The organism is Hydrogenophaga borbori (genome assembly GCF_003417535.1).
Taxonomy (GTDB): domain Bacteria; phylum Pseudomonadota; class Gammaproteobacteria; order Burkholderiales; family Burkholderiaceae_C; genus Hydrogenophaga; species Hydrogenophaga borbori.
On record NZ_QVLS01000013.1, the window covers coordinates 148,303 to 173,261 of the forward strand.

Consider the following 24,959-nt stretch of genomic DNA (forward strand, 5'->3'; position numbering starts at 1 on the left):
CCCCCGCCAAAGGTAACCCGTTGGTAACTTTATTTCACTATGATCGAGCCACTTCGTAACTCGTGAAGCCACCCGTCCCAACGATGGAGACCAGCACCCCACCCGACGCGCCCCTGGACCTCGTCATCTTCGGCGGCGCGGGCGACCTGTCCCTGCGCAAGCTGCTGCCGGCGCTCTACATGGCGCACCTGCACAAGACCTTGCCGGACGACACGCGCATCGTCGCCCTGGGCCGCCACGCCTGGGACCGCGCGGCCTTCACGGCCTTCATCGACGACAAGGTGCGCGGCTTCATCGCCGCCGACGCGCTGGACGACGCGGGCTGGCGCGGCTTCATGCAGCGGCTGGTCTACGTCTCGCTCGACGCCACGCGCCCCGAGGACTTCGCCGCGCTCGGCCAGGCCCTGCGGCCCGGCGTGGACCGCGTCTACTACCTCGCCACCGCGCCCACGCTGTTCACCGCCATCTGCGCGAACCTGCACGGCGCCGGCCTGGTGGACCCGCACTCGCGCGTGGTGCTGGAAAAACCCCTGGGCCACGACCTGGCCTCGGCGCGCGCCATCAACGACGAGGTGGCCCGGTACTTCAGCGAATCGCAGACCTTCCGCATCGACCACTACCTGGGCAAGGAGACGGTGCAGAACCTCATGGTGCTGCGCTTCGGCAACGCCATCTTCGAGCCGCTGTGGCGCAGCCCCAGCATCAAGAGCGTGCAGATCACGGTGGCCGAGTCGGTGGGCGTGGGCAGCCGCGCGGGCTTCTACGACGGCACTGGCGCGCTGCGCGACATGGTGCAGAACCACCTGCTGCAGCTGCTGTGCATCGTGGCCATGGAGCCGCCGGTCTCGCTCGACCCCGACGCCGTGCGCGACGAAAAACTCAAGGTGCTGCGCTCGCTGCGGCCCATGACGGTGGCCGACGTGGCGCGCGACACCGTGCGCGGCCAGTACGGCCCCGGCAACGTGGGCGGCGAACGCGCCGTGGGCTACCTGCAGGAGGACAACGTCCCCGCCACCAGCGAGACCGAGACCTTCGTCGCGCTGCGCGCCCACATCAACAACTGGCGCTGGGCCAACGTGCCCATCTTCCTGCGCACCGGCAAGCGCCTGGCCGAGCGGCGCAGCGAGATCGTGGTCGAGTTCGCGCCCCTGCCCTATTCGCTGTTCCCCGACGCGCCGCGCGAACCGGTGAACCGCCTGCTGATCCGCCTGCAGCCCGAGGAACACGTGCAGCTGCAGATGATGGCCAAGCAGCCCGGCAGCGGCATGAAGCTGCGCCCGGTCGCGCTCGACCTGGACCTGCAGTCGGCCCTGGCGGGCCGCCGCGCCGAGGCCTACGAGCGCCTGCTCATCGACGTCATCAAGGGCCGGCTCACGCACTTCATGCGGCGCGACGAACTGGAGGCCGCCTGGACCTGGGTAGAGCCCATCATCGAGGGCTGGAAGTCCCTGGGCGAGAAGCCGCGCGCCTACGCCGCCGGCAGCTGGGGCCCGGCCGCCTCCTCCGCCCTCATGGCGCGCGAAGACTCCACCTGGTCGGAAGAAACCTGAGCCCATGAACCAGCACCCGTGCAACACGCCCGCCGAACTCGCGCAGCGCCTGGCCGCGTGGACCGGCCTGCGCCTGCACCAGGCCATCGCCGGGCGCGGCCATGCGGTGCTGGCGGTCTCCGGCGGCCGCTCGCCAGTGCCGCTGTTCCATGCGCTGCGCGCGCAGCCGCTGGACTGGTCGCGCGTGAGCATCACCCTGGTGGACGAGCGCTGCGTGCCGCCCGACCACCCCGACAGCAACACCGCCCTGGTGCGCGAGCACCTCTTGCAGCAGGGCGCGGCGGCGGCCACCTTCGTGCCCTGGTTCGACGACCTGCCCGCCACGCTGGACGACGCCGCGCTGCAGGCGCTCGCCGACGCCGCCAGCCAGCGCCTGGCCACCCAGCCCTGGCCCTGGGACCTCGCCATCCTCGGCATGGGCGAGGACGGGCACACCGCCTCGCTCTTCCCCCACGCGGGCGGCCTCAGCCAGGCCCTGCACGCCAGCGGCCCCGTCGCCTGGACGCGCCCGCTGAACGCGCCGCACGCGCGCCTGACCCTGACCCTGCCCGCGCTGCTGGCCACGCGGGAACTGGTCTTGCCCCTCATCGGCCCCGCCAAGCTGCGCGTGTACCAGCAGGCCCGGCTGTCCGAAGACGACACGCTGCCGATCTCGCTCGTCCTTCACCAACACACGACCCCTGTGCAGGTGTGGCTCGCCTGATCGCCCCACGACCATGAACACCACAGACCTCAACCCCATCCTCGAGCGCGTCACGCGGCGCATCACCGAACGCAGCGCGCCCACGCGCGGCGCCTACCTGCAGCACATGGCCGCGCAGCGCACGCGCGGCACGCAGCGCGCCGGCCTGGGCTGCGCCAACATGGCCCACACCACGGCCGCGCTGCCCGCCGAAGACAAGCTGCGCATCCACGCCGAGCGCGCGCCGCACATCGGCATCGTCACCGCCTACAACGACATGCTCTCGGCGCACCAGCCCTTCGAGAGCTACCCCAGCCTGATCCGCTGGCACGCGCAGCAGATCGGCGCCAGCGCCCAGGTGGCCGGCGGCGTGCCCGCCATGTGCGACGGCATCACCCAGGGCGAGGCCGGCATGGAGCTGTCGCTGTTCTCGCGCGACACCATCGCCCTGGCCACCGCCGTGGCGCTCTCGCACAACGTGTTCGACGCCGCGCTCATGCTGGGCGTGTGCGACAAGATCGTGCCCGGCCTGTTCATGGGCGCGCTGCAGTTCGGCCACCTGGCCACGGTGTTCGTGCCCGCCGGCCCCATGACCTCGGGCCTGTCCAACGATGAAAAGGCCAAGGTGCGCCAGCAGTACGCGCAGGGCCTGGTGGGCCGCGAGGCCCTGCTCGAATCGGAGGCGCGCGCCTACCACGCGCCCGGCACCTGCACGTTCTACGGCACCGCCAACAGCAACCAGATGCTGATGGAGATCATGGGCCTGCACCTGCCGGGCAGCTCCTTCGTGAACCCCGGCACGCCGCTGCGCGAGGCCCTCACCAAGGCCGCCGTGGAGCGCGCCGTGGCCAACAGCGGGCGCACCGGCCAGCCCTACGTGCCGCTGTGGCAGATCGTCGACGAGAAGGCCATCGTCAATGGCGTCGTCGGCCTGCTGGCCACGGGCGGCTCCACCAACCACACCCTGCACCTGGTGGCCATGGCGCGCGCCGCCGGCATCCTGATCGACTGGGACGACTTCGCCGAGCTGTCGGCCGTGGTGCCGCTGCTGGCGCGCGTCTACCCCAACGGCAGCGCCGACGTGAACCACTTCCATGCGGCCGGTGGCCTGGGCGTGCTGATGCGCGAGCTGCGCGGCGCCGGCCTGCTGCACGCCGACGTGCACACAGTGATGGGCCCGGGCCTGGACGCCTACGGCCTGGAGCCCTGGCTGGACGGCGAGCGCCTGGCCTGGCGCCCCGTGCCCGAGCGCAGCGCCGACCTGAACGTGCTGCGCCCTGCGAGCGACCCCTTCAGCGCCGACGGCGGCCTGCGCCTGCTCACCGGCAACCTGGGCCGCAGCGTGATCAAGGTGTCGGCCGTGAAGCCCGAACACCGCGTGGTGCGCGCGCCCGCCGTGGTGGTGCACGACCAGCAGGAGCTGCTGGCCAGGTTCAAGGCCGGCGAGCTGGAGAAGGACTTCGTGGCCGTGGTGCGCTACCAGGGCCCGCGCGCCAACGGCATGCCCGAGCTGCACAAGCTCACGCCGCCGCTGGCCGTGCTGCAGGACAAGGGCTTCAAGGTCGCCCTGGTCACCGACGGCCGCATGTCCGGCGCCTCGGGCAAGGTGCCCGCGGCCATCCACGTCACGCCCGAGGCCGTGGCGGGCGGGCCGATCGCGCGCGTGCGCGACGGCGACCTCATCACGCTGGACGCCGAGCGCGGCCTGCTCAAGGTCGACGTGGACGAGGCCACGCTGGCCGCGCGCGCCCTGCCCGAACCCGACCTGTCCCACAACACCCATGGCACGGGCCGCGAGCTCTTCGGCCTGTTCCGCGCCCACGTCGGCGGCGCCGAACAGGGTGCCTCGCCGCTGTTCGCCTGAACCCCACCCGACACCGTCACCGCTCACCGCCCATGCAAGACCAGCACCTCAGCCACCCCGCCTTCCAATCGCGCGTCGTGCCCGTCATCGTGCTCAGCGACGCCCGGCAGGCCGTGCCACTCGCCCATGCCCTGCTCGACGGCGGCATCGACGTCATGGAGATCACCCTGCGCTCCGACGTGGCGCTCGACGCCATCGAGGCCGTGGCCCGGGCCCTGCCGCAGATGCACCTGGGCGCCGGCACCGTCACGCGGCCCAGCGACGTGCCGCGCGTGATCGACGCCGGCGCGCGCTTCGCGCTCTCGCCCGGCTGCACCGACGCGCTGGTGGACGCCATGCGCGCCACCGGCCTGCCCTTCATTCCCGGCGTGATGACGCCCGGCGAGGTCATGCGCGCGCGCGACCAGGGCTTCACGCTCATGAAGCTCTTCCCCGCGCAGCAGGCCGGCGGCATCGGCATGCTCAAGGCCCTGGGCGCGCCCCTCCCCGACGTGCGCTTCTGTCCCACCGGCGGCGTGAGTCCCGAGAACCTGCGCGACTTCCTCGCCCTGCCCAACGTCGCCATGGCCGGCGGCTCCTGGCTCACGCCGGCCGACGCGCTGCGCGACGGCGACTGGGCGCGCATCACCCGGCTGGCGCGCGAAGCCACCGCGCTCGCGCAGGGACAATGAACGCCACCGGCGCGCCCGACAGCGCCCGCGCCGCGCGCCCGCCACACCCATGACCACCATGCCACTGCCCGTCGCCCTGCCCGCCTGGCAACACCTCCAGGCGCTCGCCAACGAACCGCCGGTGCCGCTGCGCGAGCGGCTCGCCGAGCCCGAGCGCGCGCGCCGCCTCACCTGGTCCGCCGCCGGCCTCACGCTCGACGCCAGCCGCCAGGCCATCGGCACCGAGATCGAACGCGCCCTGCTCGACCTCGCCGCGCAGAGCCAGATCGCCGAGCAGCGCGAGGCCATGTTCCGCGGCGAGGCCATCAACACCACCGAAGGCCGCCCCGTGCTGCACGTGGCCCTGCGCGGCGGCGAGGCCGGCGGCCCCTGGGGCAACGCCATCCACGCGCTGGTGCAGCGCGAACTCGACCGCGTCTGCCGCTTCGCCGAAGAGCTGCGCGCCGGCACCGTGCGCGGCCACGCGGGCGACGCCTTCACCGACGTCGTCAACATCGGCATCGGCGGCTCCGACCTGGGCCCGCGCATGGCGGCCGACGCGCTCGCCCACCTGGCCAGCGACGCGGTGCGCGTGCACTACGTCTCCAACCCCGACGCCTGGGCGCTGTGGAGCGTGCTGCGCGGCCTGGATGCGAAACGCACGCTGTTCATCGTCTCCAGCAAGACCTTCACCACGCAGGAAACCCTGACCAACGCCGCCAGCGCGCGCCACTGGCTGGCCGACCAGGGCGTGCCGGCCGACGCCATCGCCCGGCACCTGGTGGCCATCACCGCCACGCCGGCCAAGTCCGCCGAGCTGGGCTACGACCCCGAGCGCACCTTCCTGTTCTGGGACTGGGTCGGCGGGCGCTACTCGCTGTGGTCGGCGCTGGGCCTGCCGCTGGCCATCGGCATCGGCGCGGCGGCGTTTCGCGAGCTGCTCGCCGGCGCGCGCGCCATGGACGGGCATTTCCTGCACGCCCCCTTGCAAGAGAACCTGCCGGTGCGCCTGGCCCTGCACGGTGTGTGGAACCGCAACTTCCTGCGCATGCCCACGCAGCTCATTGCCTGCTACGCCTCGCGCCTGGTGCGCTTCGTGCCCTTCGTGCAGCAGATGGACATGGAATCCAACGGCAAGCGCACGCACCTGGACGGCAGCGAGGCCACGGTGGACACCGGCCCCATCGTCTGGGGCGGCCTGGGCATCGACGGCCAGCACGCCTACTTCCAGCTCGTGCACCAGGGCCGCCACGCGCTGCCGGTCGATTTCATCGGCGTCCTGAGCGAAGACACGCCGCTGCCGCTGGCCGGCGCGCACCACGCCGTGGTGAACCTGAACCTGCGCGCCCAGGCCCAGGCCATGGCCCTGGGTCGCACGCTCGAAGAGACCGAGGCGCAGCTGCTCAAGGACGGCGCCGACGCCGAAACCGCGCACGCCCTGGCGCCGCACCGCCAGTTCCCCGGCAACATCCCCAGCCACCTGCTCTGGCTCGACCGGCTCGACCCCGGGCGCCTGGGCGCGCTGATCGCCCTGTACGAGCACAAGGTGTTCTGCCAGGCCGCCATCTGGCGCATCAACGCCTTCGACCAGTGGGGCGTGGAACTGGGCAAAACCATGGCCAAGGCCATGGAACGCGCGGGCGGCTGAGGCCTCCAACCCCTCGGTGACGGGCCTGTCCGGCGCGCGGGTCGGACCGGTCCTACACAGCCCGGCGCGGGCCGTTCCTAGCATGGGTGGACGCGACGGGCCTGGTCCCGCGCCTTCAGGAGAACGCCCATGACCCAAGCCTCCCATTCCCCCGCTGCCTTCACCCGCCACTGCCTGGCCGCCGCCGCCGCCCTGGCGCTCGCGCTGCCCGCCTGGGCCCAGGGTGCCGGCGCGGCCAAGACCTCGACCGACAACCGCTACCAGCAGGAGCGCGCCGCCTGCGCCGCCATGAGCAACCCGGAGTCGCGCACCAGTTGCCTGCGCGACCTGGGCGCGGCCCGCCAACAGGCCCGCCGCAGCCCGCGCGCGCCGGTGTCGCCGGAACAGCTGCAGCGCAACGCCCTGCAGCGCTGCCAGGTGCACACCGCGGCCGATGAGCGCGCCATCTGCGAGCGCATGGTGCGCGGCGAAGGCGAGGTCTCGGGTTCGGTCAGTGGCGGCGGGCTGATCCGCTCGATCGAAACCACCGTGCCGGCGCCAATGCCGGCGCCGGCGCCGATGCCGATGCCGCCGTCCGAGCCGCCGCTGCGGCAGTGAGCCAGGGCCTGCTGCGCAGGCGGTAGGCCCGACCACCGGCCGGGGCGGCGATCCAGTAAGAGAAACAACAGAGTGCGGCACCGAGGCCGGTGCTAGCTTGTGCGCCCTCGGTACTCCCCTGGGTTCACGGACATGGCCTCTCTCCGACATGGAACGCTGCCCGCCCTGCTCTGCGCCGCAGGGCTGTCGGCCTGCGGCGGCAATCCCTCCGGCACCGCGCCGCCCGCCGTGGTCGTGCTGCCACCGCCGGCGCCCGCCCTCATGGCCAGCGCGTCCGCCCTGGCCCTGGCCGCGTCGGGCCAGCCCCGGCGGGTGCTCATCACCAACGTCGGCGGACAGGCCGCGCTCGACCTCGCGGTGAGCGCGGCCAGCGCGCTGCCAGCCGGCAGCGCCTTCGGCACCGACTGCGCGGCCCGCCTGTCGCCGGGGGCCAGCTGCACCCTCACCATCACGCCCGGCGCCACGCCCTCGGCCGCGCCCGGGGACACCACGCCCACGCCCGCCGAGCTGCGCATCGGCGGCAGCAACACGCCGGCCCTGGCGCTGCCGGTGTGGGTGCTGGGCTTCGGCAGCGTGTACCAGGGCGGCTACGTGTTCGACCTGGACGACACCACGCCCCCCACCGGCGGCGTGGGCGGCCAGGTGATGGCGCTGAGCAACGCCTGGCCGACCGCCGTCCAGGCCATGGACAGCCCCCTGGCGTCCAGCCCCACGGAGGGCGCCGCCAACACGGCGGCCCTCGTCAACGCCGGCGGTCCCCCCACCGACCCGAACAGTCCCTACGCGGCCTGGGCTTGCAACAACGCCAGCGACGCCGGCTTCTCCGACTGGTACCTGCCGGCCATCTGCGAACTGGGCTACGACCGGGACAACCGCGGCTCCGGCTGCGGCAGCGCCGCCGCGCCCACCCGGCCCAACATCCAGAGCCGGCTGGTGGACGCCGGCGTGAGCGGTGGGCTGAGCCCCCTTTTCGAGTACTGGAGTTCCACCGGCGCGGGGGGCGGCATCACCTGGACGCAGTACGTCGGGCCCGGCCCCACGGCGGCGCAACACGCCATCCCTTCGGCGGCCCTCTCCCTGGTCCGCTGCGTGCGCGCCCTCACCCCTTGAACGACACGGCCGGGCGCGCCGGCCGTGTCGCTCAGGTCACCGGCGCCGGGTTGAACAGCACCAACTGGTTGTGCAGCTTCCAGCGCTCGGCCCAGGTCTTCTGGCGCCCGCTCGCCACGTCGAGCATGAAACGGAACAGCGCCCAGCCCACGTCCTCGATGCTGGCCTGCCCGTCGGCGATGGTGCCGGCGTTGATGTCCATCAGGTCGTGCCAGCGCCGCGCCAGGTCGCTGCGCGTGGCCACCTTGATCACCGGCACCGCCGCCAGCCCGTAGGGCGTGCCGCGGCCGGTGGTGAACACGTGCAGGTTCATGCCCGCGGCCAACTGCAGCGTGCCGCAGATGAAGTCGCTCGCGGGCGTGGCGGCGTAGGTCAGGCCCTTGGCGCTCAGCTTCTCGCCGGGCGACAGCACGTTGGCGATCGGCGCGCTGCCCGACTTCACGATCGAGCCCATGGCCTTCTCGACGATGTTCGACAGCCCGCCCTTCTTGTTGCCCGGCGTGGTGTTGGCGCTGCGGTCCACGCCGCCGCGCTTGAGGTAGTCGTCGTACCAGGCCATCTCGCGCACCAGGGCCTGCGCCACCTCGGGCGTGGCGGCGCGCGCGGTGAGCTGGGCGATGCCGTCGCGCACCTCGGTGGTCTCGGAGAACATCACGCTGGCGCCCGCGCGCACCAGCAGGTCGGTGCAAAAACCCACCGCCGGGTTGGCCGTGACGCCCGAAAACGCGTCGCTGCCGCCGCACTGCACACCCACCACCAGCTCGCTGGCCGGCACGGTCTCGCGCCGGCGCGCGTTCAGGCGCTTCAGGTGCACCTCGGCCTGGCGCAGGATGGAATCGACCATGCTCATGAAGCCGACGTGGGCCTCGTCCTGCAGGCAGACCACCCCCCCCGCGCCGCTGCGCGGCTCCCCCCCTGGGAGGAGGGGCACCGCCAGTGGCCCGGCAGAGCCGGTTCCACGGCGGTCCTGGATGGGGATTCCCTCGCTTGGGAAGAGCCGCTCGGGCTGCAGCTTCTCGCAGCCCAGGCTCACCACCATCACCTCGCCCCCGAAGTTGGGGTTCTGGCTGATGTGGCGCAGCGTGCGGATGGGGATCGCCGCGTCGGGCGCGTCGATGGCCACGCCGCAGCCGTAGCCGTGCTCCAGCGCCACCACGCCGTCCACGTTCGGGTACTGGGGCAGCAGCTCGGCCTGGATGCGCTGCACCGCGAATGCGGTGACGCCGGCCACGCACTGCACGGTCTGCGTGATGGCCAGCAGGTTGCGCGTGCCCACCGAGCCGTCGGGGTTGCGGTAGCCCTCGAAGGTGAAGCCCTCCAGCGGCGGCAGCGGCGCAGCGCCGCGCGTGGCCATGGGCAGGTCGTCCAGCCCACGCGCAGCGGGCATCTGCAGCAGGCGCTCGTGCACCCAGCTGCCGGCGGGAATGTCCTGCACGGCATAGCCGATGGGCACGCCATAACGCAGCACGGCCGCGCCCGCGGGCAGGTCCACCAGCGCCACCTTGTGGCCCTGCGGCACCCGCTCGCGCAGCACCGGCCCGCCCGGCAGCGCGCTGCCGGGCGGCAGGCCGCCGTCGTTGGCGACGATGGCCACGTTGTCCTCGGCGTGCATGCGGATCGTCAGCGGCGCCGCGGCCGCGCGGTTCGCCAGGGTATCGGGCATGGGCGTCTCCTATGATGCGGCGCACCCGCCATCCCCCGGTCCCTTGACCGGATGCGTGGCGCGAAGCGCTTGGTACCGGTACCATTCTAAGCCGCCCATGAAAGAAACCGACAACTCCCGGCGCGCCCGACGCGGCAGCGGGGCCATCACCGTGCGCGACGTGGCCCGCCTCGCGGGCGTCGCGCCCATCACCGTCTCGCGCGTGCTGAACACACCCGCGCAGGTCTCGCCCGACGTGCGCCAGAAGGTGCTGGAGGTGATCCAGAAAACCGGCTACGTGCCCAACCGCATGGCCGGCGGACTGGCGTCCTCGCGCAGCCGCCTGATCGCGGCGGTGGTGCCGAGCACGGTCATGTCGGTGTTCATGCCCACCATCGAAACCTTGAACGAGACCCTGTTCGACGCCGGCTACCAGCTCATGCTGGGCCAGTCCGACTACTCCGCCGCGCGCGAGGAGGCCTTGCTGGAGGCCATCGTGGGCCGGCGGCCCGACGGCATCTTCCTCACGGGCATCCTGGGCCCGAGCCAGGGCCGCACGCGGCTGCTGGCCTCGGGCATTCCGGTGGTGGAAACCTGGGACCTGACGCCCACGCCCATCGACATGCTGGTGGGTTTCTCGCACGCCGACATCGGGCGCGAGGTGGCGCGCTTCCTCATGGACAAGGGCCGCCGCCGGCTGGCGCTGATCCGCGCCGAGGACGAGCGCGCGCAGCGCCGCGCGGACGCCTTCACCGAAGCGGTGCAGCGGGCCGGCCTGGGGCCGGTGGAAACGGTCAACGTGGGCGCGTCCCGTTCGCTGCGCAGCGGGCGCGAGGCGCTGGGCCACCTGCTGGCGCAGCGGCCCGACGTGGACGCCATCTTCTGCAGCTCCGACCTGCTGGCGCTGGGCGTGGCCACCGAGGCGCGCGTGCGCGGCATCGCCGTGCCGCACGACCTGGCGCTGGTGGGCTTCGGCGACGTGTCCTTCGCGGCCGACATGGCACCGGCGCTGAGCACGGTGCGCATCAACGGCGCCGAGATGGGCCGGCTGGCGGCGCGCTGCCTGATCGACCGGGCCGAGGGGCGGCCGGTCTCGCCCGCAGTGTTCGACGTCGGCTTCTCCATCGTCGAGCGCGAAACCACCTGAGCCGGGATATCCCCGACGGACAGGCGTTGACGGGTCCTTTTGGTACCGGTACCATGCCCACCGGATTCATTTGGTACCGGTACCAAATGAAGACCCCTTTCCACCCAACAGGAGACAAGCCACCATGAAACAACTGTTGTGCGCGCTCGGCGCCGCCATGACCCTCACCACGGCCATGGCCTGGCCCGACAAGACCGTCACCCTCGTGGTGCCCTTCCCGCCCGGCGGCTCCACCGACATGATCGCCCGCACCCTGCAGCCCAAGCTGCAGGAAAAGTTCGGCGGCACCTTCGTCATCGACAACAAGCCCGGCGCCACCGGCACCATCGGCGCCACGCTGGTCACCCGCGCCGCGCCCGACGGCCACACCCTGTTCGTCTCCTCCCTCGGCCCCTACGTCATCGCGCCGCACCTCACCAAGGTCACCTACGACGCCACCAAGGACTTCGACTACATCACCGTCGCCGTGCAGGCGCCCAACGTGCTCGTGGTGCCCGCCGCCTCGCCGCACAAAAGCATGGCCGACGTCATCGCGTACCAGAAGGCCCACCCTGGCAAGATGACCTTCGCCTCCTCCGGCAACGGCAGCAGCGACCACCTCACCGCCGAGCTCTACTGGCAGCAGACCGGCACCAGCGGCGTGCACGTGCCCTACAAAGGCGGCGGCCCCGTCATGACCGACCTGCTGGGCAACCAGGTCGACTCGTCCTTCATGAACATCAACACCGCCATGCCGCAGATCCGCGCCGGCAAGCTGCGCGCGCTGTCCATCACCAGCGCCCAGCGCTCGCCCCTGCTGCCCGACGTGCCCACGCTCGAAGAGCTCGGCATCAAGGACGCCAACGTCTACTCCTGGCAGGCCGTGGCCGCGCCCAAGGGCATTCCGGCCGACCTGAAAGCCAAGCTGCAGGCCGCCATCAAGGACGCGCTCAACGACCCGGCCATCAAGCCCAAGCTGGTCGAGGTGGGCTTCGAGATCGTGGCCAACACGCCCGAGGAGTTCACCAAGTTCCAGGCCGCCGAGTTCGCGCGCTGGAAGAAGCTGATCGAAAGCCGCAACATCAAAGCAGACTAACCCCCGCCGCGCTTCGCGCGACCCCCTGAAAGGGGGCGGCACCTGCGGCCTGGCAAAGCCAGTTCCGCGGTGCCCTGGGCCAGACCTCTTCGTTGACGAATTTCTCATGCTGAACCCCGTCCCCGTCGGCGCCACGCCGCGCATCACCGAGCTCATGGCCATTCCCGTCGCGGGCCGCGACGGCATGCTGCTCAACCTGAGCGGGGCGCACGCGCCCTTCTTCACGCGCAACCTGCTGATCCTGCGCGACAGCGCGGGCCGCACGGGCGTGGGCGAGGTGCCCGGGGGCGAGAAGATCCGCCAGACGCTGGAGGACGCGCGCGAGCTGGTGCTGGGCCGCTCCATCGGCGAGCACCAGCGCGTGCTGCGCGAACTGCACACGCGCTTCGCCGACCGCGACGCCGGCGGGCGCGGCCTGCAGACCTTCGACCTGCGCACCACCATCCACGCGGTGACCGCCATCGAGTCGGCCCTGCTCGACCTGCTGGGCCAGCACCTGGAGGTGCCCGTGGCCGCGCTGCTCGGCGAAGGCCAGCAGCGCGCCTCGGTGGAAATGCTGGGCTACCTGTTCTTCGTCGGCGACCGCAGCAAGACGCCCCTGCCCTATACCGATCCGGCGAGCGAGCCGGCGCACGCCGACGCCTGGTGCCGCCTGCGCCACGAGGCCGCCCTGACGCCCGAGGCCATCGTGCGCCTGGCCGAGGCCGCGCGCGAGCGCTACGGCTTCAACGACTTCAAGCTCAAGGGCGGCGTGCTGCGCGGCGACGAAGAGGTCGACGCCGTCACCGCCCTGCACGAGCGCTTTCCCGACGCGCGCGTGACGCTCGACCCCAACGGCGGCTGGCTGCTGAAAGACGCCATCCGCCTGGGCCAGCGCATGCGCGGCGTGGTGGCCTACGCCGAAGACCCCTGCGGCGCCGAAGACGGCTTCTCCGGCCGCGAGGTGATGGCCGAGTTCCGCCGCGCCACCGGCCTGCCCACGGCCACCAACATGGTCGCCACCGACTGGCGCCAGCTCAGCCACGCGCTGTCGCTGCAGTCGGTCGACATTCCCCTGGCCGACCCGCATTTCTGGACCATGGCCGGCAGCGTGCGCGTGGCCCAGACCTGCCGCGACTGGGGCCTGACCTGGGGCTCGCACTCCAACAACCACTTCGATGTGTCGCTGGCCATGTTCACCCACGTGGGCGCGGCCGCGCCGGGCAAGGTGACGGCCATGGACACGCACTGGATCTGGCAGGACGGCCAGCGCCTCACCAAAGAGCCGCTGAAGATCGTGAACGGCCACATCGAGGTGCCCCAGAAACCCGGCCTGGGCATCGAGCTCGACATGGTCGAGGTGGACAAGGCACACCAGCTCTACCGCCAGCACGGCCTGGGCGCGCGCGACGACGCCACCGCCATGCAGTACCTGATCCCGAACTGGACCTTCCACCCCAAGCGGCCCTGCATGGACCGCTGAGGCCGATCCCTTCGCCGGATCGCGCCGTTCTTTCCACCCCCCACAAGGCACCCGCATGCGACCGAACCGACTGCGCGAGATCTGGGCCCAGGGCGGCGCCGCCGTCAACGGCTGGCTCGCCATCCCCAACAGCTTCTCGGCCGAGACCATGGCCCACCAGGGCTGGGACTCGCTCACCATCGACCTGCAGCACGGCGTGGTGGACTACCAGGCCATGGTCCCCATGCTGCAGGCCGTGAGCACCACGCCCACCGTGCCCGTGGTGCGCGTGCCCTGGCTGGAGCCCGGCATCCTGATGAAAGCGCTGGACGCTGGCGCCTACGGCGTCATCTGCCCCATGGTGAACACCCGCGCCGACGCCGAGAAGCTGGTGGCCTACACGCACTACGCGCCGCGCGGCACGCGCAGCTTCGGCCCGGTGCGCGCCCTGCTCTACGGCGGCGCCGACTACCCCCAGCACGCCAATGACACCATCGTCGCCTTCGCCATGATCGAAACCGCGCAGGCGCTGGACAACCTGGACGACATCCTGGCCACGCCGGGCCTGGACGCGGTCTACATCGGGCCGTCGGACCTGTCGCTGGCCCTGGGCTGCAAGCCCACCTTCGACGACCTGGACCCCAAGGCCGCCGAAGCCGTGCAGCACATCCTGGCGCGCGCCAAGGCGCACGGCGTGGTGGCGGGCATCCACAACGGCACGCCCGAGGCCGCGCTCCGGCGCATCGCCATGGGCTTCCAGTTCGTCACTGTCAGCTCCGACGCGCGCCTCATGGCCGCGGGCGCGCAGCAAGTCGTCACCACCATGCGCGGCGGCATGAAGACCAGCAAGACCGCCAGCGGCTACTGACCCCCTCCCTTCAACGGAACACTCGAATGAAAGTCGGATTCATCGGCCTAGGGATCATGGGCACGCCCATGGCCCTGCAACTGCTCAACAAAGGCCACCAGCTCACCGTGCACACGCGCCGCCAGGTGCCCGAGGCCATCACCGCCGCCGGCGGCGTGCGCGCGGCCAACGCCGCTGCCGTGGCGAAAGAGGCCGAGGTCATCATCACCATGCTGCCCGACACGCCCGACGTGGAGGCCGTGCTGTTCGGCGAACACGGTGTGGCCGAAGGCCTGAAGGGCCACGCTGGCGAGCGCAAGGTGGTGATCGACATGAGCTCCATCTCGCCCATGGCCACCAAGGCCTTCGCCCAGCGCATCAACGCCCTCGGCGCCGACTACGTGGACGCGCCCGTCTCGGGCGGCGAGGTGGGCGCCAAGGCCGGCACGCTGACCATCATGTGCGGTGGCGATGCGGCCGTGTTCCAGCGTGTGAAGCCGCTGCTGGAATGCATGGGCAAGAACATCACCCTGGTGGGCGGCAACGGCGACGGCCAGACCACCAAGGTGGCCAACCAGATCATCGTGGCGCTCAACATCGCGGCCGTGGGCGAAGCCCTGGTCTTTGCGAGCAAGGCCGGCGCCGACCCGGCCAAGGTGCGCGAAGCGCTCATGGGCGGCTTCGCCTCCAGCCGCATCCTGGAGGTGCATGGCGAGCGCATGATCAAGCGGACCTTCAACCCGGGTTTTCGCATCCAGCTGCACCAGAAGGACCTGGGCCTGGCGCTGCAGGGCGCGCGCGAACTGGGCGTGGCCCTGCCGCAAACCGCCAATGCCGCGCAACTGATGCAGGCCTGCGCCGCGCACGGCCTGGGTGAGCTGGACCACTCCGCGCTGGTGCAGGCGCTGGAGATCATGGCCGGGCACCCGGTGGCCAAGGGCTGACGACACCCCCGACCGAGGCCGGCGGACCCGACGCCTGATACAGCAGGCGCCGGCCCGGGGCCTCGGCCACAGGCAGCCCATAGGTGGTGCGCAGTTGCGGGTCGGCGCCCAGCTGGAACAGCAAGGGGCCAACGGCCGAGGACTCGCCCGGCGCTGGCGCCCACAGCGCGCTGATCCACTGCAGGGCCCAGCTCGGGCCCGCGCCGTGGCGCCGGTCCAGGCGCGCGATGCCGCTGAGGTCGGCGACGGGTATGTGGGCCAGCAGGTCCAGCAGCGTCGTGTCCCAGGCCACCAGCGAGGTCTGCGACCGCTTCTGGCCGTGGCAGACGACCTGATGAACCAGCAGGTACCAGGGCCGCTCCATCGCGAGCGTGATGGCCGGCCAGTGCGTCTGCCGCGGGGCGACCTGGGCGGGGTGGAGGTGCTGGACGAGGCCGGGGGCGGTGATGAACACGTATTGACTCCCTGCGAAAGGGCGTCAATTGTTTCTTATAACAGTCCAAATGGGTTCGTCACGAGGCAACACTTTTTGGGTGTCTGCCTCTGCCACTCCATCCGCCGATCCGTTCGACCTCTTGGTCGCCAACATCCAAGCGCTGCGGGCGAAGGGCGGTTGGAGCACCCGAGCCTTGGCGCAGCAGGCGCATGTCAGCAGAAGCTCGGTCGTGGACCTGGAAGCCGGCCACGCCAAGCTCTCATTGCGCATCGTTGACAAGCTGGCCCGCGCCTTGGACGTCAAGACCGGATCGCTGCTGGGCAAGCGACCCCTTGCCCGAGACGAAGCCGACGGCTTGATCGAGGAGGTTCTGGCTCAGAACCTGATCGCGGCGAGGAAGCGGCTGATGCTCACGCAGGATGCACTCAGCCAGCAATCGGGCGTCAGCAGGGCCCTTATCGCGGACATCGAACGCCAAGCGCGCAATCCCTCGCTGCAAACGCTAGCGAAGCTTGCGGCTTCGCTCGAACTGTCACTCGAAGCGCTGCTGAGTAAGTAGCTTGGCGGGGCTGAGCCGGATTGTGCAGATTCGCTTTGAAGGGCTGGTTTGCAGCGGTTGCGGTCGGTCAAGGTCACGAGCCAACGTGACTGGTTTCGGCCAGAAGCGGACGTCTCTCTGCCGCAGGAGCAGACGTTCAACGTTTGAGTTCACCCGCCTGCGGAAGCGGGTGAAGCCCGCTGTAGCAAGTCGGGTGCACCGAAGGGTTAGGCGGCACGCTCACTTGAACGCCACAACCGCTTGCCACGAGCCGACTGCAAATGACGTGAGACTTGCGACCACCAAAGCGATAGCGACCCACAGACGCCAGTCTTTGCTCGGATCCTGGCGCTTGGCCAAGCGATTGAGACGATTCAACTGGTTCCAGTACGCGAAGACCATTGCAAGGCCGCACAGAACCAACCCAGAGAGAAAGGCGGCCATGGAACAGCGCATGTCCGGAGCAGAGGCGCCCTTACCTGCCACATTACCGAGATAAGCAAGGATTGCCACGGCGGCGCCACCATTTGCCAACGCGCAGAACTTGAAGCCCTCAGTCGCCAAGGTGATGAGGGACTTGTATGTCTCCAGCCAATCGTTGTGGACAGGATCGCTACTCATGTGCCGCCTAACGTCAGAGTTGACCGGCACTCGGCGGCATTGCGCCGCGAGGCGTACGCTCACCAGCACGCTTCACGGCGCAATGCCGCTGCGTGTCCGCGTCGAACGACCTGTCAGGCCTCATCGTCGTCGCCCCTCCGAAGTGCTGCCTCAATGAGCTGTAAGTCGCGCTCTGAGAATTCAGCAAAAGATCCATTTCGCAGTGAAAACCGCCCCGCTTCCAGATCATTCCCGTAGCGTCTCCAGAGCTCCGCGTGCAGGTCGCTCAGGGGAGATGATGAATCTGCTGGCACAAGATCTTGCTGCACATAGAACCGCTCACTCCGCCCATCACCGCTCCGCATGGCGCGACAGTAGCCCGGGATCGCAGACATAGGAGCGAGTGTCAGGTCCCTGACCGTTCCGCACATGAAGAGCCGAACTAGGGTCCCGTCGGGAACTTCGTCGGCGAGCGAAGCCAGGAGCGACTGGAGCTTCTCGGACGCTTTACCACCGCGCAGCGGGCCGTCGGGGATGCGATCAAGCGCTCCATACACAAACGGAACGGTGAGCCCAAACCGACCGGCGTCTTGCCATTCGGAGAGAAGCCTGAACCAGGCTGGTGTCATGTCACGTCTCCGTGAGGCCTAACGCAAAGGAGACCGGCACGTTGCGGCAAGGGGCCGCACAGTGCCGCTCAAGATCTTGCACCGTGCGGCCCCTTGCCGCAACGTGTCCGAGTCGACCGACCTGTTAGACCGCATGCGCCTCGTGCTCCCTTGCATCTCGTTCCAGCGGTGCCGCTTCATACCCAAATTCGGCGATCTGGGCGAGATAGACGGGCATGAATCCGCTAATGCTTCCAAAGGTCTCGTATTGGTGTACGTGCCTGAGTTCATGCGAAACCAGACGGTCGTTCGCGTGCCCCTGGACGATGAAGATGCCATAGCCAAGTGTGAGGCCGACCATATCTGGACCCAGTAGGCCTGCGGCTAGGGCGACCTGCTGTAGCAAAGGATCGTCCGGCAAAGGCAATTGCGGTACCAGTTCTACTCGAACGAGTTCTGGGCGGTACACACCGACCCCACGCGCCAAGGCAATTCCGTGGGGCGTCAAAGACACACCACATCGAAGAATTCGCTCGGATTGAACCTCAGCCCAGGCAACGGCCTTTGGCACGAGTTCAGGAAGCAGGGTGTGAAGGTCCATGATGCGGTCTAGCGTGAAGGTGAGCGGACGCCGTAGGCGGTCCGCTCGACTGACCTGTTAGACCGGACTCTGGCGCGATGCATTCCTAACCTCCTCCTGGATCGCTACGAGGCTGGCGCGTTCCTCCGCCGTTTTCGGATGGATTAGCGCAACCCGTCCCGGAAACCGCTTGAGCAGACCGCGATAGAACACTTGCTCCTCGTCGGCCGTGCAAGCCAGCTGTTCCTCGATGCGCGCGAGCTCTTTACGCGCGTTTTCGACCTGCTCTTGAAAGTTCGCACCAGAAAACCCTGCGATGAGGTGGTTGCCCGATACTCGGACCTGCCCGCCACGCTTCGGAATCTGTTCGGCGGCAGATCGCAACTCGAGCAGCAGGCAAGTTATCGAACTCCGCACCTTTTCGGCGGGAGTCTTTGGAAAGTGGTTGTCGATGCCGCTGTAGTTCATGGCGGCGACGAGAGCTGCTAGCTTGGGTTGAGACAAAGACAGGGGCCGCCATTCGTGGGCGAATTCATTTCGAATCTTCCTGAGGCGCTCTAAGTCCGAAAACTGTTCCTTCGTTGTGAGCCCCAGTGAGTAAGCAGCTTTAATTCGGGATGAGAGTGTGCCGAGCGGCGCGTTGAAACCTTCCAGCAACTGCGTAGTGGCCTCACACGGGTGCATAAAGGCCTTAAGGAGTGATCCGAGCGCATCCTCAGCGAAAGCAGAGAGCGAGAGCACCAAGCCGCGGTCATCAAGATCTCGAAGAGACTTGGTGAGAAGGTTAAAGCCGCCAAAGGCCTGATCTTCGCCCTCAATTGGGTCGGGGCCAGATGAATCGCGCATCGTGAGGTCTAACGCAGAGTTGACCGGCGACCGGCGAAGGGACGGAGCGAAGCGGAGGACCGCCGCCGGGCGTCCGTGTCGAACGACCTGTTAGACGGCAGGGCGGCTCGTGATCTCATATGTAGGCTCCTTAAGGCCAAGCGGCTTGTAGAAGTGCTCCACAACCAGCTTAGGGATGCCGCGGAACGCGATTTCCAGCAAGTGCGCCGCGCCGGTGCTTCGGTCGAAAGCCGAGGTCGTGTGTGCAAGGCCTTTGTTCGCGACGAAGATCACATGGGCCAACGCGCTTTCGGCCTCGGCAGGCGGGCCAGCGTACATGCGCACGGCGCTCTCAACGGACAGTTTCGGCAACCCGGTGTTTTCGATGACAACATCGTCCTTTTTCGCGTTCAGTCGAACGGCAAGAGTCGAAGGTCCCGCGCCCTTCAGACCCATGAACTCAAGCAGCGCGCGAGAGTGGACGATCCCGGCCTCAATCGCACCATTTGTAAACGCCGTCGCTTTCCCTTCGAGCACCTGACGCTCGCCAAAAAACACTTTGGTCGGTGGCGGAGTCTCCCAGGTCGACGCGTACTTGAGTGCGACATGGGCAATTGCGATCGCATGCATGCGATATGCAACGAACTCTAGGACGAATGGCGCAGGGGAGTTCACTGCCGTCTAACTTGTGGTTTATCTGACCAAACACCGAGTACCCACAAGCGTGGTCGTTAAACAAAGTCGCATGGCGTCCAAAAAATGCGTTTGAAATCAAACCTGTAGCGCAGCATACTGGACGCATGGACAGGTATAACAGATCCGACAAACCTGACTGGGTACCTCCCTGGTCCGTCAAGCTGCTCGATCAGGTGCGCGAACGGGTTCGCTACCTGCACTACAGCCTACAAACCGAGAGGGCTTATGTCTACTAGGCCAAGGCGTTTGTGTTGTGGGCGGCCCGGAGCCAAGATGGGTTTCGGCACCCGCGCGAACTGGGGCAGACCGAGGTCAAAGGTTTTCTGACCATGCTCGCCACTGAAAAGCAGGTGGCTCCATCCGAACGGTGCAAGAGCTGCTAGGGCATTCGGACGTATCCACGACCATGATCTACACGCACGTGCTGACGGTAGCTGCCGGAGGCACGGCCAGCCCGCTAGATGCGATTGCATTTGCACACTGAAGGTCCGGTTTTCGGAACTTGGGAGAAGGACAGTTGTGGGTCGAAAGCAGCCGAAAGTAGAGGCCTTAGCGACTGTCACGATCCAGTCTCAAGCCGAAACCCAGGACTAGCAAGGACGCCACAGCAGCGCCACCCGATAGCGAGAGACAGCGCAACTTCCAACGCCGGCCAACCGATCTTCAGTGGCAGTGATACGGCCTCGAGCCGGCGTGACAACCGTTCTTGTCGGTGCCGCCTGAATGCGCATGCGCAAACGAGATCGTCGCCAATGCCACCAAGAGCAGAACAATTCCCTTCCTCATGTCCGGTCTCCTTTTCAGGTTCAAGTCAATCGAATGCTTCTCGTGCCACGGGTTCAGCTGAAGCAGCGGACCGAGACGCCACACACACGCAGTGTGCTATTTCCAATCTAAAGAGATCGACACGCCGGTGACATCCTCAACATGTGGAATGCATAACCGCTAGCGTGAGAAAGTTGCAGTTTCTGGAAATGAATGAATGCGGCCGCCAAGCTGACTCGGGGTTCGGGACGGCTCGAACCACCTAGTTGTCGTAGCTACGACGGTCCGCAGCGAATCAAGGGGCACATGTTCGTTGCAGCAGATCGGCCCGCAGCCCCCGGTCTGGAACTGTCCCCCCAAACCCGGCAGGGCCGCCCTCACCCAGCCATCGCGGGCGAAGGCCAAAAAAGTGGCTCCAGATGATCCAAATCAAGCCCGGCACCCAGGGTCAGGTCCACACTGATTCCCAATAGCCAATAAGGCCACCCCGCTCCAGGTGGCGCTCAGCCAGTGGGTCGAATCCATCCACCGGTGATGGCCTTCTGGGCGATGAACAGAAGACAAACGCGCCGTTCGGCCCGCATGCGCGAATGCGTTTCCAGACGGCGGGTATGTCTCGCGCCGACCCGCCTTGAAAGAACCTCCCATGAAACGCCACCCCGCTTTGCGCCATGGCCTGCTGGCGCTGGCGCTGTGCCTGACGGCGCTGCCCGTTCTGGCCGACGACGACTGCGACGCGCCGCTGAGTCGCTGGCAGTCGCGCGACGCCGTGCGGCAGATGGCACTCGCTCAGGGCTGGCAGATACAGCGGCTGAAGATCGATGACGGCTGCTACGAAGTGCGGGGGACCGATGCCCAGGGCCGCAACTTCAAGGCGCGGATCGACCCGGAAACCCTGAAGGTCTTGAAGTTCAAGCAGGACAACCACCAACGAGACCGCGACCGCGACCGTGAGCGCGACCGCGATCGCCCCGCCGAATAACCACCCTCCCCACAGGAACATCACCATGTCCAGACCTCTTTCAAGCCTTCTGGCCACCGCTTGCGCGTTGGCCGTTCCCGCGCTGGCCCACAGCCGCCCGCTCACGCTGACCGCCCAGCTCAAGAACTACGGCGGCGACGGCGCCTACATCGCCGCGTACCTCACCGACGCCAAGGGCGCCTATGTGAAAACACTGTGGGTTGCCGGCGGCAAGGCCAAGTACCACAAGCACCTGTCCGACTGGAGCCGCCTTTCGGCCGGTGACGCCAAGCGCCTGGACGGCGTCACCGGCGCCAGCGTGGGCGCGGGGCGCACGCTCAAGGTGACCGCCGAGCTGGCCGATGCGCTGATCGACGCGGGCTACGAGATCCGCCTGGACGCGGCCGCAGAAGACATGCGCGACAGCCCGTCGGAAGTCCGCCTGCCGCTGTCCACCGCCAACGCCGGCAAGCCGCAGCCCGGCAAGCAGTACATCCAGTCCGTGACCTTCGAGTTCAAGTGAAGGGTCTCGGGTCTCGCTTGACCTGGAAGGCCATCCACCGCTGGCTGGGCCTGACGGTGGGCAGCCTGGCCGTGGTGCTGGGTGTCACCGGCGCCGTGCTGGCGATCGATCCGGTGCAGCAGGCGTGGCAGGCACCCGCCGCCCCGGGCGATCTGCCGGTGGCGACGCTGGTGGACCGCGTGTTGCGCACGGTGCCCGACGCGGAAGAAATCCGGCACCTGCCCTCGGGCGCCATCGTGGTGTTCAGCTTTGTTGGCGACCAGCCGCAGGCGTCTTACGTGGACCCGGCCGATGGCCGGGTGCTGGGTGCGTGGCAGGCCTCGGCGCTGCCGCGCTGGGTGAAGAACCTGCACCGCTCGCTGCTGCTGGGCGACGCGGGGCGCTGGGGCGCGGCGGGCATTGCGCTGGCCATGGGCCTGGTGTGCGCCTCTGCCCTGGTGCTGCTGCTGCGCCGCATGGGGGGCTGGCGGCGCCTGACGGCGCGGGTGCGTGGCTCGCTGGCGCAACGCCTTCATGTGGTCACGGGCCGGGTGGTGCTCGTTGTCCTGAGCCTCACGTCGCTCACGGCGCTGACCATGAGCGCGTCCACCCTGGGGTGGGTCGCGCTGGACGCGGGGACAGAGCCCGACGCGCTGTCGGTGGTCACCGGCCAACCGGCGCTGCCCGCCGCGCAGTTGGCCACGCTTCAAGGCATGGCTGTGCGGGATCTGCGCAAGCTGAATGTTCCCGGCACCACCGACCCAGAGGACACCTGGACAGTCGCCACGGCCCAAGGTCAAGGCTGGATCGACCGGTATTCGGGGCAACTGCTGGCCTGGCAGCAAGCCACCGTGGCGCAGCGCGTGTACGACCTGGCCGTGGTGCTGCACACGGGCGAATCGGCCTGGCCCTGGGCCGTGGTGCTCGGCCTCGTGGGCGCCAGCGTGCTGCTGTTCTGGCTGTCGGGCGTTGTCATCTGGTGGCAGGCCCGCCGCCAGGCGCCCAAGATCACGGGCAACAGCCCGCTGGCACAGGCCGACGTGTTGATCTACGTGGCCAGCGAAGGCGGCAGCACCTGGGGCTTTGCACAAACGCTGCAGGACGCGCTGCGCCCGCTGGGCCTGCGCGTGCACACCAGCGCGCTGGAGAACTTTCAAACCACCGCCGCCACGCGGCAGGTGTTCGTGCTGGCGGCCACCTATGGCGAAGGCCAGGCCCCGGCCCACGCCAGCCATGCCCTGGCGCGCATCGCCAAGCTCAAGGCCGGCGCCGTGCCGGTGACGGTGCTGGGCTTTGGTGACCGGCAGTTCCCGGCCTTCTGCGGCTTTGCGAAAGTGCTGGACCAGACGCTGCGCGCGCGGGGCTGGCCCTCGCTGCTGCCGCTGGAATGCATTCACCAGCAATCGAGCCAACAGTTCGCCCGCTGGGGCCTTGCCTTGGCGCAGGCACTGGGCAAACCGCTGGTGCTGGAGCATGTGCCGCGCGTTCCGTCCACCACAACCCTCACGCTGATCGAGCGCCGGGACTACAACGGCGGTGCCGGGCCGGCCACGGCGATCCTGCGCTTTGCGTGGCCGGCACAGCGCCTGGGCGAGCGCCTGCGCGGGCAGGGCCTGGCGCGGTTCGCGGCGGGCGACCTCGTGGGCATCCTGCCGCCGGGTTCGGCCGTGCCGCGCTACTACTCGCTGGCCTCGGGCCAGCAAGATGGCTTTCTGGAGATCTGCGTGCGTCAGATGGCCGGCGGTCTGTGCTCCACGCATTTGCTGGGCCTGAAGCTGGGCGACAGCGTCACCGCTTTCATTCGGGCCAACCCGGGTTTTGCCTTGCCGCGAACGCGTCGGCCCGTGCTGCTGATCGGTGCGGGCACGGGCGTGGCACCGCTGGCCGGGTTCATCCGCCGCAACGACAGGCACCGCCCCATGCACCTGTACTTTGGCGGGCGCGACCCGGCGCGGGACTTCTACTTCGGCCCCGACATCCAGCGCTGGCTCGCGCAGGGGCGCCTGACCACCTTGCACACGGCCTTCTCCCGGGTGCCCGACGGTGGGGGCTATGTGCAGGATGCCCTGCGACGCGACGCCGAACAGCTGCGCGAGCAGGTTGCACGGGGCGCCATCGTGCGGGTCTGCGGCGGCCGCGCCATGGCGCAGGGCGTCACCGAGGCGCTGGACGCGGTGCTGGCGCCCCTGCAGCTGAGCGTGGCCCAACTCAAGGCCAGCGAGCGCTATGCCGAAGACATCTTCTGAAGCGGCTGCAATGGGCAGGCACAGCACCCTGCACGGCCCGACCATGGGCACGCGCTGGTCGGCCACGGTCGACACCGACAGCCGCCTGGACCTGGCGGCCTTGCGCGTGGACCTCGCCGCGGCGGTGGCGCAGGTCGACGAACAGATGTCGCCCTGGAAGCCCGACAGCGACCTCATGCGCCTGAACCGCGCGCCTGTGGGCACCTGGGTGGACCTGCCCGCCGAAACGCTGGAGGTGCTGGACAGCGCGCTCGATGTCCAAGGCCTGAGTGCGGGGGCGTTCGACCCCTGCGTGGGGGACCTGGTCGACGCCTGGGGCTTCGGCGCGGTGCGCGACGCACCCGACGCGGCCGCCATCCGCGCCGCGCGCCAGCCCAGGCCGCCCACGGGGCAAGGCGGCCTTGAGCTGGAACGGTCCGCAGGCCGAGCCCGCAAACGCGCGCCCCTGCAGCTCGACCTGTGCGGCATCGCCAAAGGCTACGCGGTGGACCGCATGGTCGCGGTGTTGCAACGGCACGGTGTGCGGCACGCACTGGCCGCGCTGGACGGAGAGCTGCGCGCCGTGGGTCGCCAGGCCAGCGGCGCGCCCTGGGCCGTGGCGCTGGAACGCCCCGAGGCGGGTCTGCGCGCGGTGCACGGTGTCATCGAGCTGGACGACCTGGCCGTGGCCACCTCGGGCGACTACCGGCGCTTCCTGCGGGTGGGCGATGCGCGCCTGGCCCACACCATGGACCCGCGCCGCCGCGCGCCGGTGAACAACGCGGTGGCGTCGGTCACCGTGCTGGCGCGCACCTGCATGCACGCAGACGCCTGGGCCACGGCCTTGCTGGTGGCGGGTCCCGACGAAGGTCTGGCCATGGCACAAGGCATGGGACTGGATGCGCTGTTCCTGCTGCGCAGAGCAGAGGGATTGGTGGAACTGGGGCTGGGTCGGTTGGGCGAATCCGCAGAGCCGGCCAACGGATGACCTTCGACCGCGCCCCGCGGGGGTGACGCCAGGGCCCG

Annotated in this window: 24 protein-coding genes and 1 pseudogene; 18 read left to right on the top strand and 7 right to left on the bottom strand. The window is 69.1% G+C overall.

Annotated elements, in window-relative coordinates; genetic code table 11:
• The first annotated feature begins 83 nt into the window (after positions 1–83).
• The 7 genes from zwf (at position 84) to DY262_RS18910 (ending at position 8,101) form a co-directional block, all read left to right on the top strand.
• A complete protein-coding gene (gene zwf, locus DY262_RS18880; RefSeq protein WP_116960620.1) occupies positions 84–1,550 on the top strand; it encodes a glucose-6-phosphate dehydrogenase in 1,467 nt (488 codons plus the stop codon).
• Positions 1,551–1,554: 4 nt separating this feature from the next.
• Positions 1,555–2,253, top strand: a complete 699-nt coding sequence (gene pgl, locus DY262_RS18885; RefSeq protein ID WP_116960621.1) for a 6-phosphogluconolactonase — start codon at positions 1,555–1,557, stop codon at positions 2,251–2,253.
• Positions 2,254–2,266: 13 nt separating this feature from the next.
• Positions 2,267–4,096, top strand: a complete 1,830-nt coding sequence (gene edd, locus DY262_RS18890) for a phosphogluconate dehydratase (protein ID WP_116960622.1) — start codon at positions 2,267–2,269, stop codon at positions 4,094–4,096.
• Positions 4,097–4,128: 32 nt separating this feature from the next.
• Positions 4,129–4,767, top strand: coding sequence for a bifunctional 4-hydroxy-2-oxoglutarate aldolase/2-dehydro-3-deoxy-phosphogluconate aldolase (eda, locus tag DY262_RS18895; protein ID WP_116960623.1), 639 nt, complete (start codon positions 4,129–4,131; stop codon positions 4,765–4,767).
• A gap of 58 nt (positions 4,768–4,825) precedes the next feature.
• Positions 4,826–6,394, top strand: a complete 1,569-nt coding sequence (pgi, locus tag DY262_RS18900) for a glucose-6-phosphate isomerase (protein WP_181936569.1) — start codon at positions 4,826–4,828, stop codon at positions 6,392–6,394.
• A gap of 129 nt (positions 6,395–6,523) precedes the next feature.
• On the top strand, positions 6,524–6,991 hold the full coding sequence (locus DY262_RS18905; protein WP_116960625.1) for a hypothetical protein: 468 nt from the start codon (positions 6,524–6,526) through the stop codon (positions 6,989–6,991).
• A 132-nt stretch (positions 6,992–7,123) separates the two neighbouring features.
• Positions 7,124–8,101, top strand: a complete 978-nt coding sequence (locus DY262_RS18910) for a hypothetical protein (protein ID WP_147326274.1) — start codon at positions 7,124–7,126, stop codon at positions 8,099–8,101.
• Positions 8,102–8,132: 31 nt separating this feature from the next.
• Here the strand turns inward: DY262_RS18910 and garD are convergent, their stop codons facing one another.
• Positions 8,133–9,764, bottom strand: a complete 1,632-nt coding sequence (gene garD / locus DY262_RS18915; RefSeq protein ID WP_116960627.1) for a galactarate dehydratase — start codon at positions 9,762–9,764, stop codon at positions 8,133–8,135.
• Positions 9,765–9,861: 97 nt separating this feature from the next.
• On the opposite strand from garD, the gene DY262_RS18920 reads away from it, so the two are divergent.
• The 5 genes from DY262_RS18920 to DY262_RS18940 all read left to right on the top strand — a co-directional run bounded on the left by DY262_RS18920 (position 9,862) and on the right by DY262_RS18940 (position 15,197).
• Positions 9,862–10,890, top strand: coding sequence for a LacI family DNA-binding transcriptional regulator (locus DY262_RS18920; protein ID WP_116960628.1), 1,029 nt, complete (start codon positions 9,862–9,864; stop codon positions 10,888–10,890).
• A 124-nt stretch (positions 10,891–11,014) separates the two neighbouring features.
• Positions 11,015–11,965 carry a Bug family tripartite tricarboxylate transporter substrate binding protein gene (locus DY262_RS18925; protein ID WP_116960629.1) on the top strand — a complete coding sequence of 317 codons (951 nt, stop codon included), beginning with the start codon at positions 11,015–11,017 and terminating at the stop codon, positions 11,963–11,965.
• Positions 11,966–12,071: 106 nt separating this feature from the next.
• Positions 12,072–13,427, top strand: a complete 1,356-nt coding sequence (gene gudD / locus DY262_RS18930; protein ID WP_116960630.1) for a glucarate dehydratase — start codon at positions 12,072–12,074, stop codon at positions 13,425–13,427.
• A gap of 55 nt (positions 13,428–13,482) precedes the next feature.
• Complete coding sequence (locus DY262_RS18935; protein ID WP_116960631.1) at positions 13,483–14,274, top strand: HpcH/HpaI aldolase family protein; 792 nt, start codon at positions 13,483–13,485, stop codon at positions 14,272–14,274.
• A complete protein-coding gene (locus DY262_RS18940; RefSeq protein WP_342769000.1) occupies positions 14,271–15,197 on the top strand; it encodes a 2-hydroxy-3-oxopropionate reductase in 927 nt (308 codons plus the stop codon). Before DY262_RS18935 ends, DY262_RS18940 begins: the two co-directional genes overlap by 4 nt.
• On the opposite strand, the gene DY262_RS18945 is transcribed toward DY262_RS18940, so the two are convergent.
• Positions 15,166–15,651 carry a hypothetical protein gene (locus tag DY262_RS18945; protein WP_116960633.1) on the bottom strand — a complete coding sequence of 162 codons (486 nt, stop codon included), beginning with the start codon at positions 15,649–15,651 and terminating at the stop codon, positions 15,166–15,168. The genes DY262_RS18940 and DY262_RS18945 overlap by 32 nt on opposite strands.
• Positions 15,652–15,730: 79 nt before the next feature.
• Here DY262_RS18945 and DY262_RS18950 point away from each other — a divergent pair, with 79 nt between their 5' ends.
• Positions 15,731–16,192 (top strand): helix-turn-helix transcriptional regulator, encoded by a 462-nt coding sequence (locus DY262_RS18950; protein WP_245981099.1) that lies wholly within the window; start codon positions 15,731–15,733, stop codon positions 16,190–16,192.
• 219 nt (positions 16,193–16,411) lie between these two features.
• On the opposite strand, the gene DY262_RS21670 is transcribed toward DY262_RS18950, so the two are convergent.
• The 5 genes from DY262_RS21670 to DY262_RS18965 all read right to left on the bottom strand — a co-directional run bounded on the left by DY262_RS21670 (position 16,412) and on the right by DY262_RS18965 (position 19,414).
• The gene (locus DY262_RS21670) at positions 16,412–16,792 is read right to left on the bottom strand and encodes a hypothetical protein (protein WP_147326275.1); all 381 of its coding nucleotides are present in this window, start codon (positions 16,790–16,792) and stop codon (positions 16,412–16,414) included.
• Between the two features lie 113 nt (positions 16,793–16,905).
• A complete protein-coding gene (locus DY262_RS21675; RefSeq protein ID WP_147326276.1) occupies positions 16,906–17,400 on the bottom strand; it encodes a hypothetical protein in 495 nt (164 codons plus the stop codon).
• Between the two features lie 124 nt (positions 17,401–17,524).
• Positions 17,525–17,980 (bottom strand): hypothetical protein, encoded by a 456-nt coding sequence (locus tag DY262_RS18955; RefSeq protein ID WP_416186977.1) that lies wholly within the window; start codon positions 17,978–17,980, stop codon positions 17,525–17,527.
• A gap of 57 nt (positions 17,981–18,037) precedes the next feature.
• Positions 18,038–18,805: an MltR family transcriptional regulator gene (locus tag DY262_RS18960; protein WP_220377573.1), complete on the bottom strand. Its 768-nt coding sequence runs from the start codon at positions 18,803–18,805 to the stop codon at positions 18,038–18,040.
• 90 nt (positions 18,806–18,895) lie between these two features.
• On the bottom strand, positions 18,896–19,414 hold the full coding sequence (locus DY262_RS18965; RefSeq protein ID WP_116960636.1) for a hypothetical protein: 519 nt from the start codon (positions 19,412–19,414) through the stop codon (positions 18,896–18,898).
• A gap of 409 nt (positions 19,415–19,823) precedes the next feature.
• Here DY262_RS18965 and DY262_RS18975 point away from each other — a divergent pair.
• From DY262_RS18975 to DY262_RS19000, 5 genes and pseudogenes are all read left to right on the top strand, one after another.
• Positions 19,824–19,964 (top strand): annotated as a pseudogene (locus tag DY262_RS18975) (tyrosine-type recombinase/integrase); the annotation flags it as partial.
• Positions 19,965–20,891: 927 nt separating this feature from the next.
• A complete protein-coding gene (locus DY262_RS18985; RefSeq protein ID WP_116960639.1) occupies positions 20,892–21,227 on the top strand; it encodes a PepSY domain-containing protein in 336 nt (111 codons plus the stop codon).
• Positions 21,228–21,252: 25 nt separating this feature from the next.
• Positions 21,253–21,729, top strand: a complete 477-nt coding sequence (locus tag DY262_RS18990) for a DUF2271 domain-containing protein (protein WP_116960640.1) — start codon at positions 21,253–21,255, stop codon at positions 21,727–21,729.
• Positions 21,730–21,746: 17 nt separating this feature from the next.
• Positions 21,747–23,954 (top strand): PepSY domain-containing protein, encoded by a 2,208-nt coding sequence (locus tag DY262_RS18995; RefSeq protein ID WP_116960641.1) that lies wholly within the window; start codon positions 21,747–21,749, stop codon positions 23,952–23,954.
• Positions 23,935–24,921, top strand: a complete 987-nt coding sequence (locus tag DY262_RS19000; protein WP_116960642.1) for an FAD:protein FMN transferase — start codon at positions 23,935–23,937, stop codon at positions 24,919–24,921. Before DY262_RS18995 ends, DY262_RS19000 begins: the two co-directional genes overlap by 20 nt.
• Positions 24,922–24,959 lie beyond the last annotated feature (38 nt).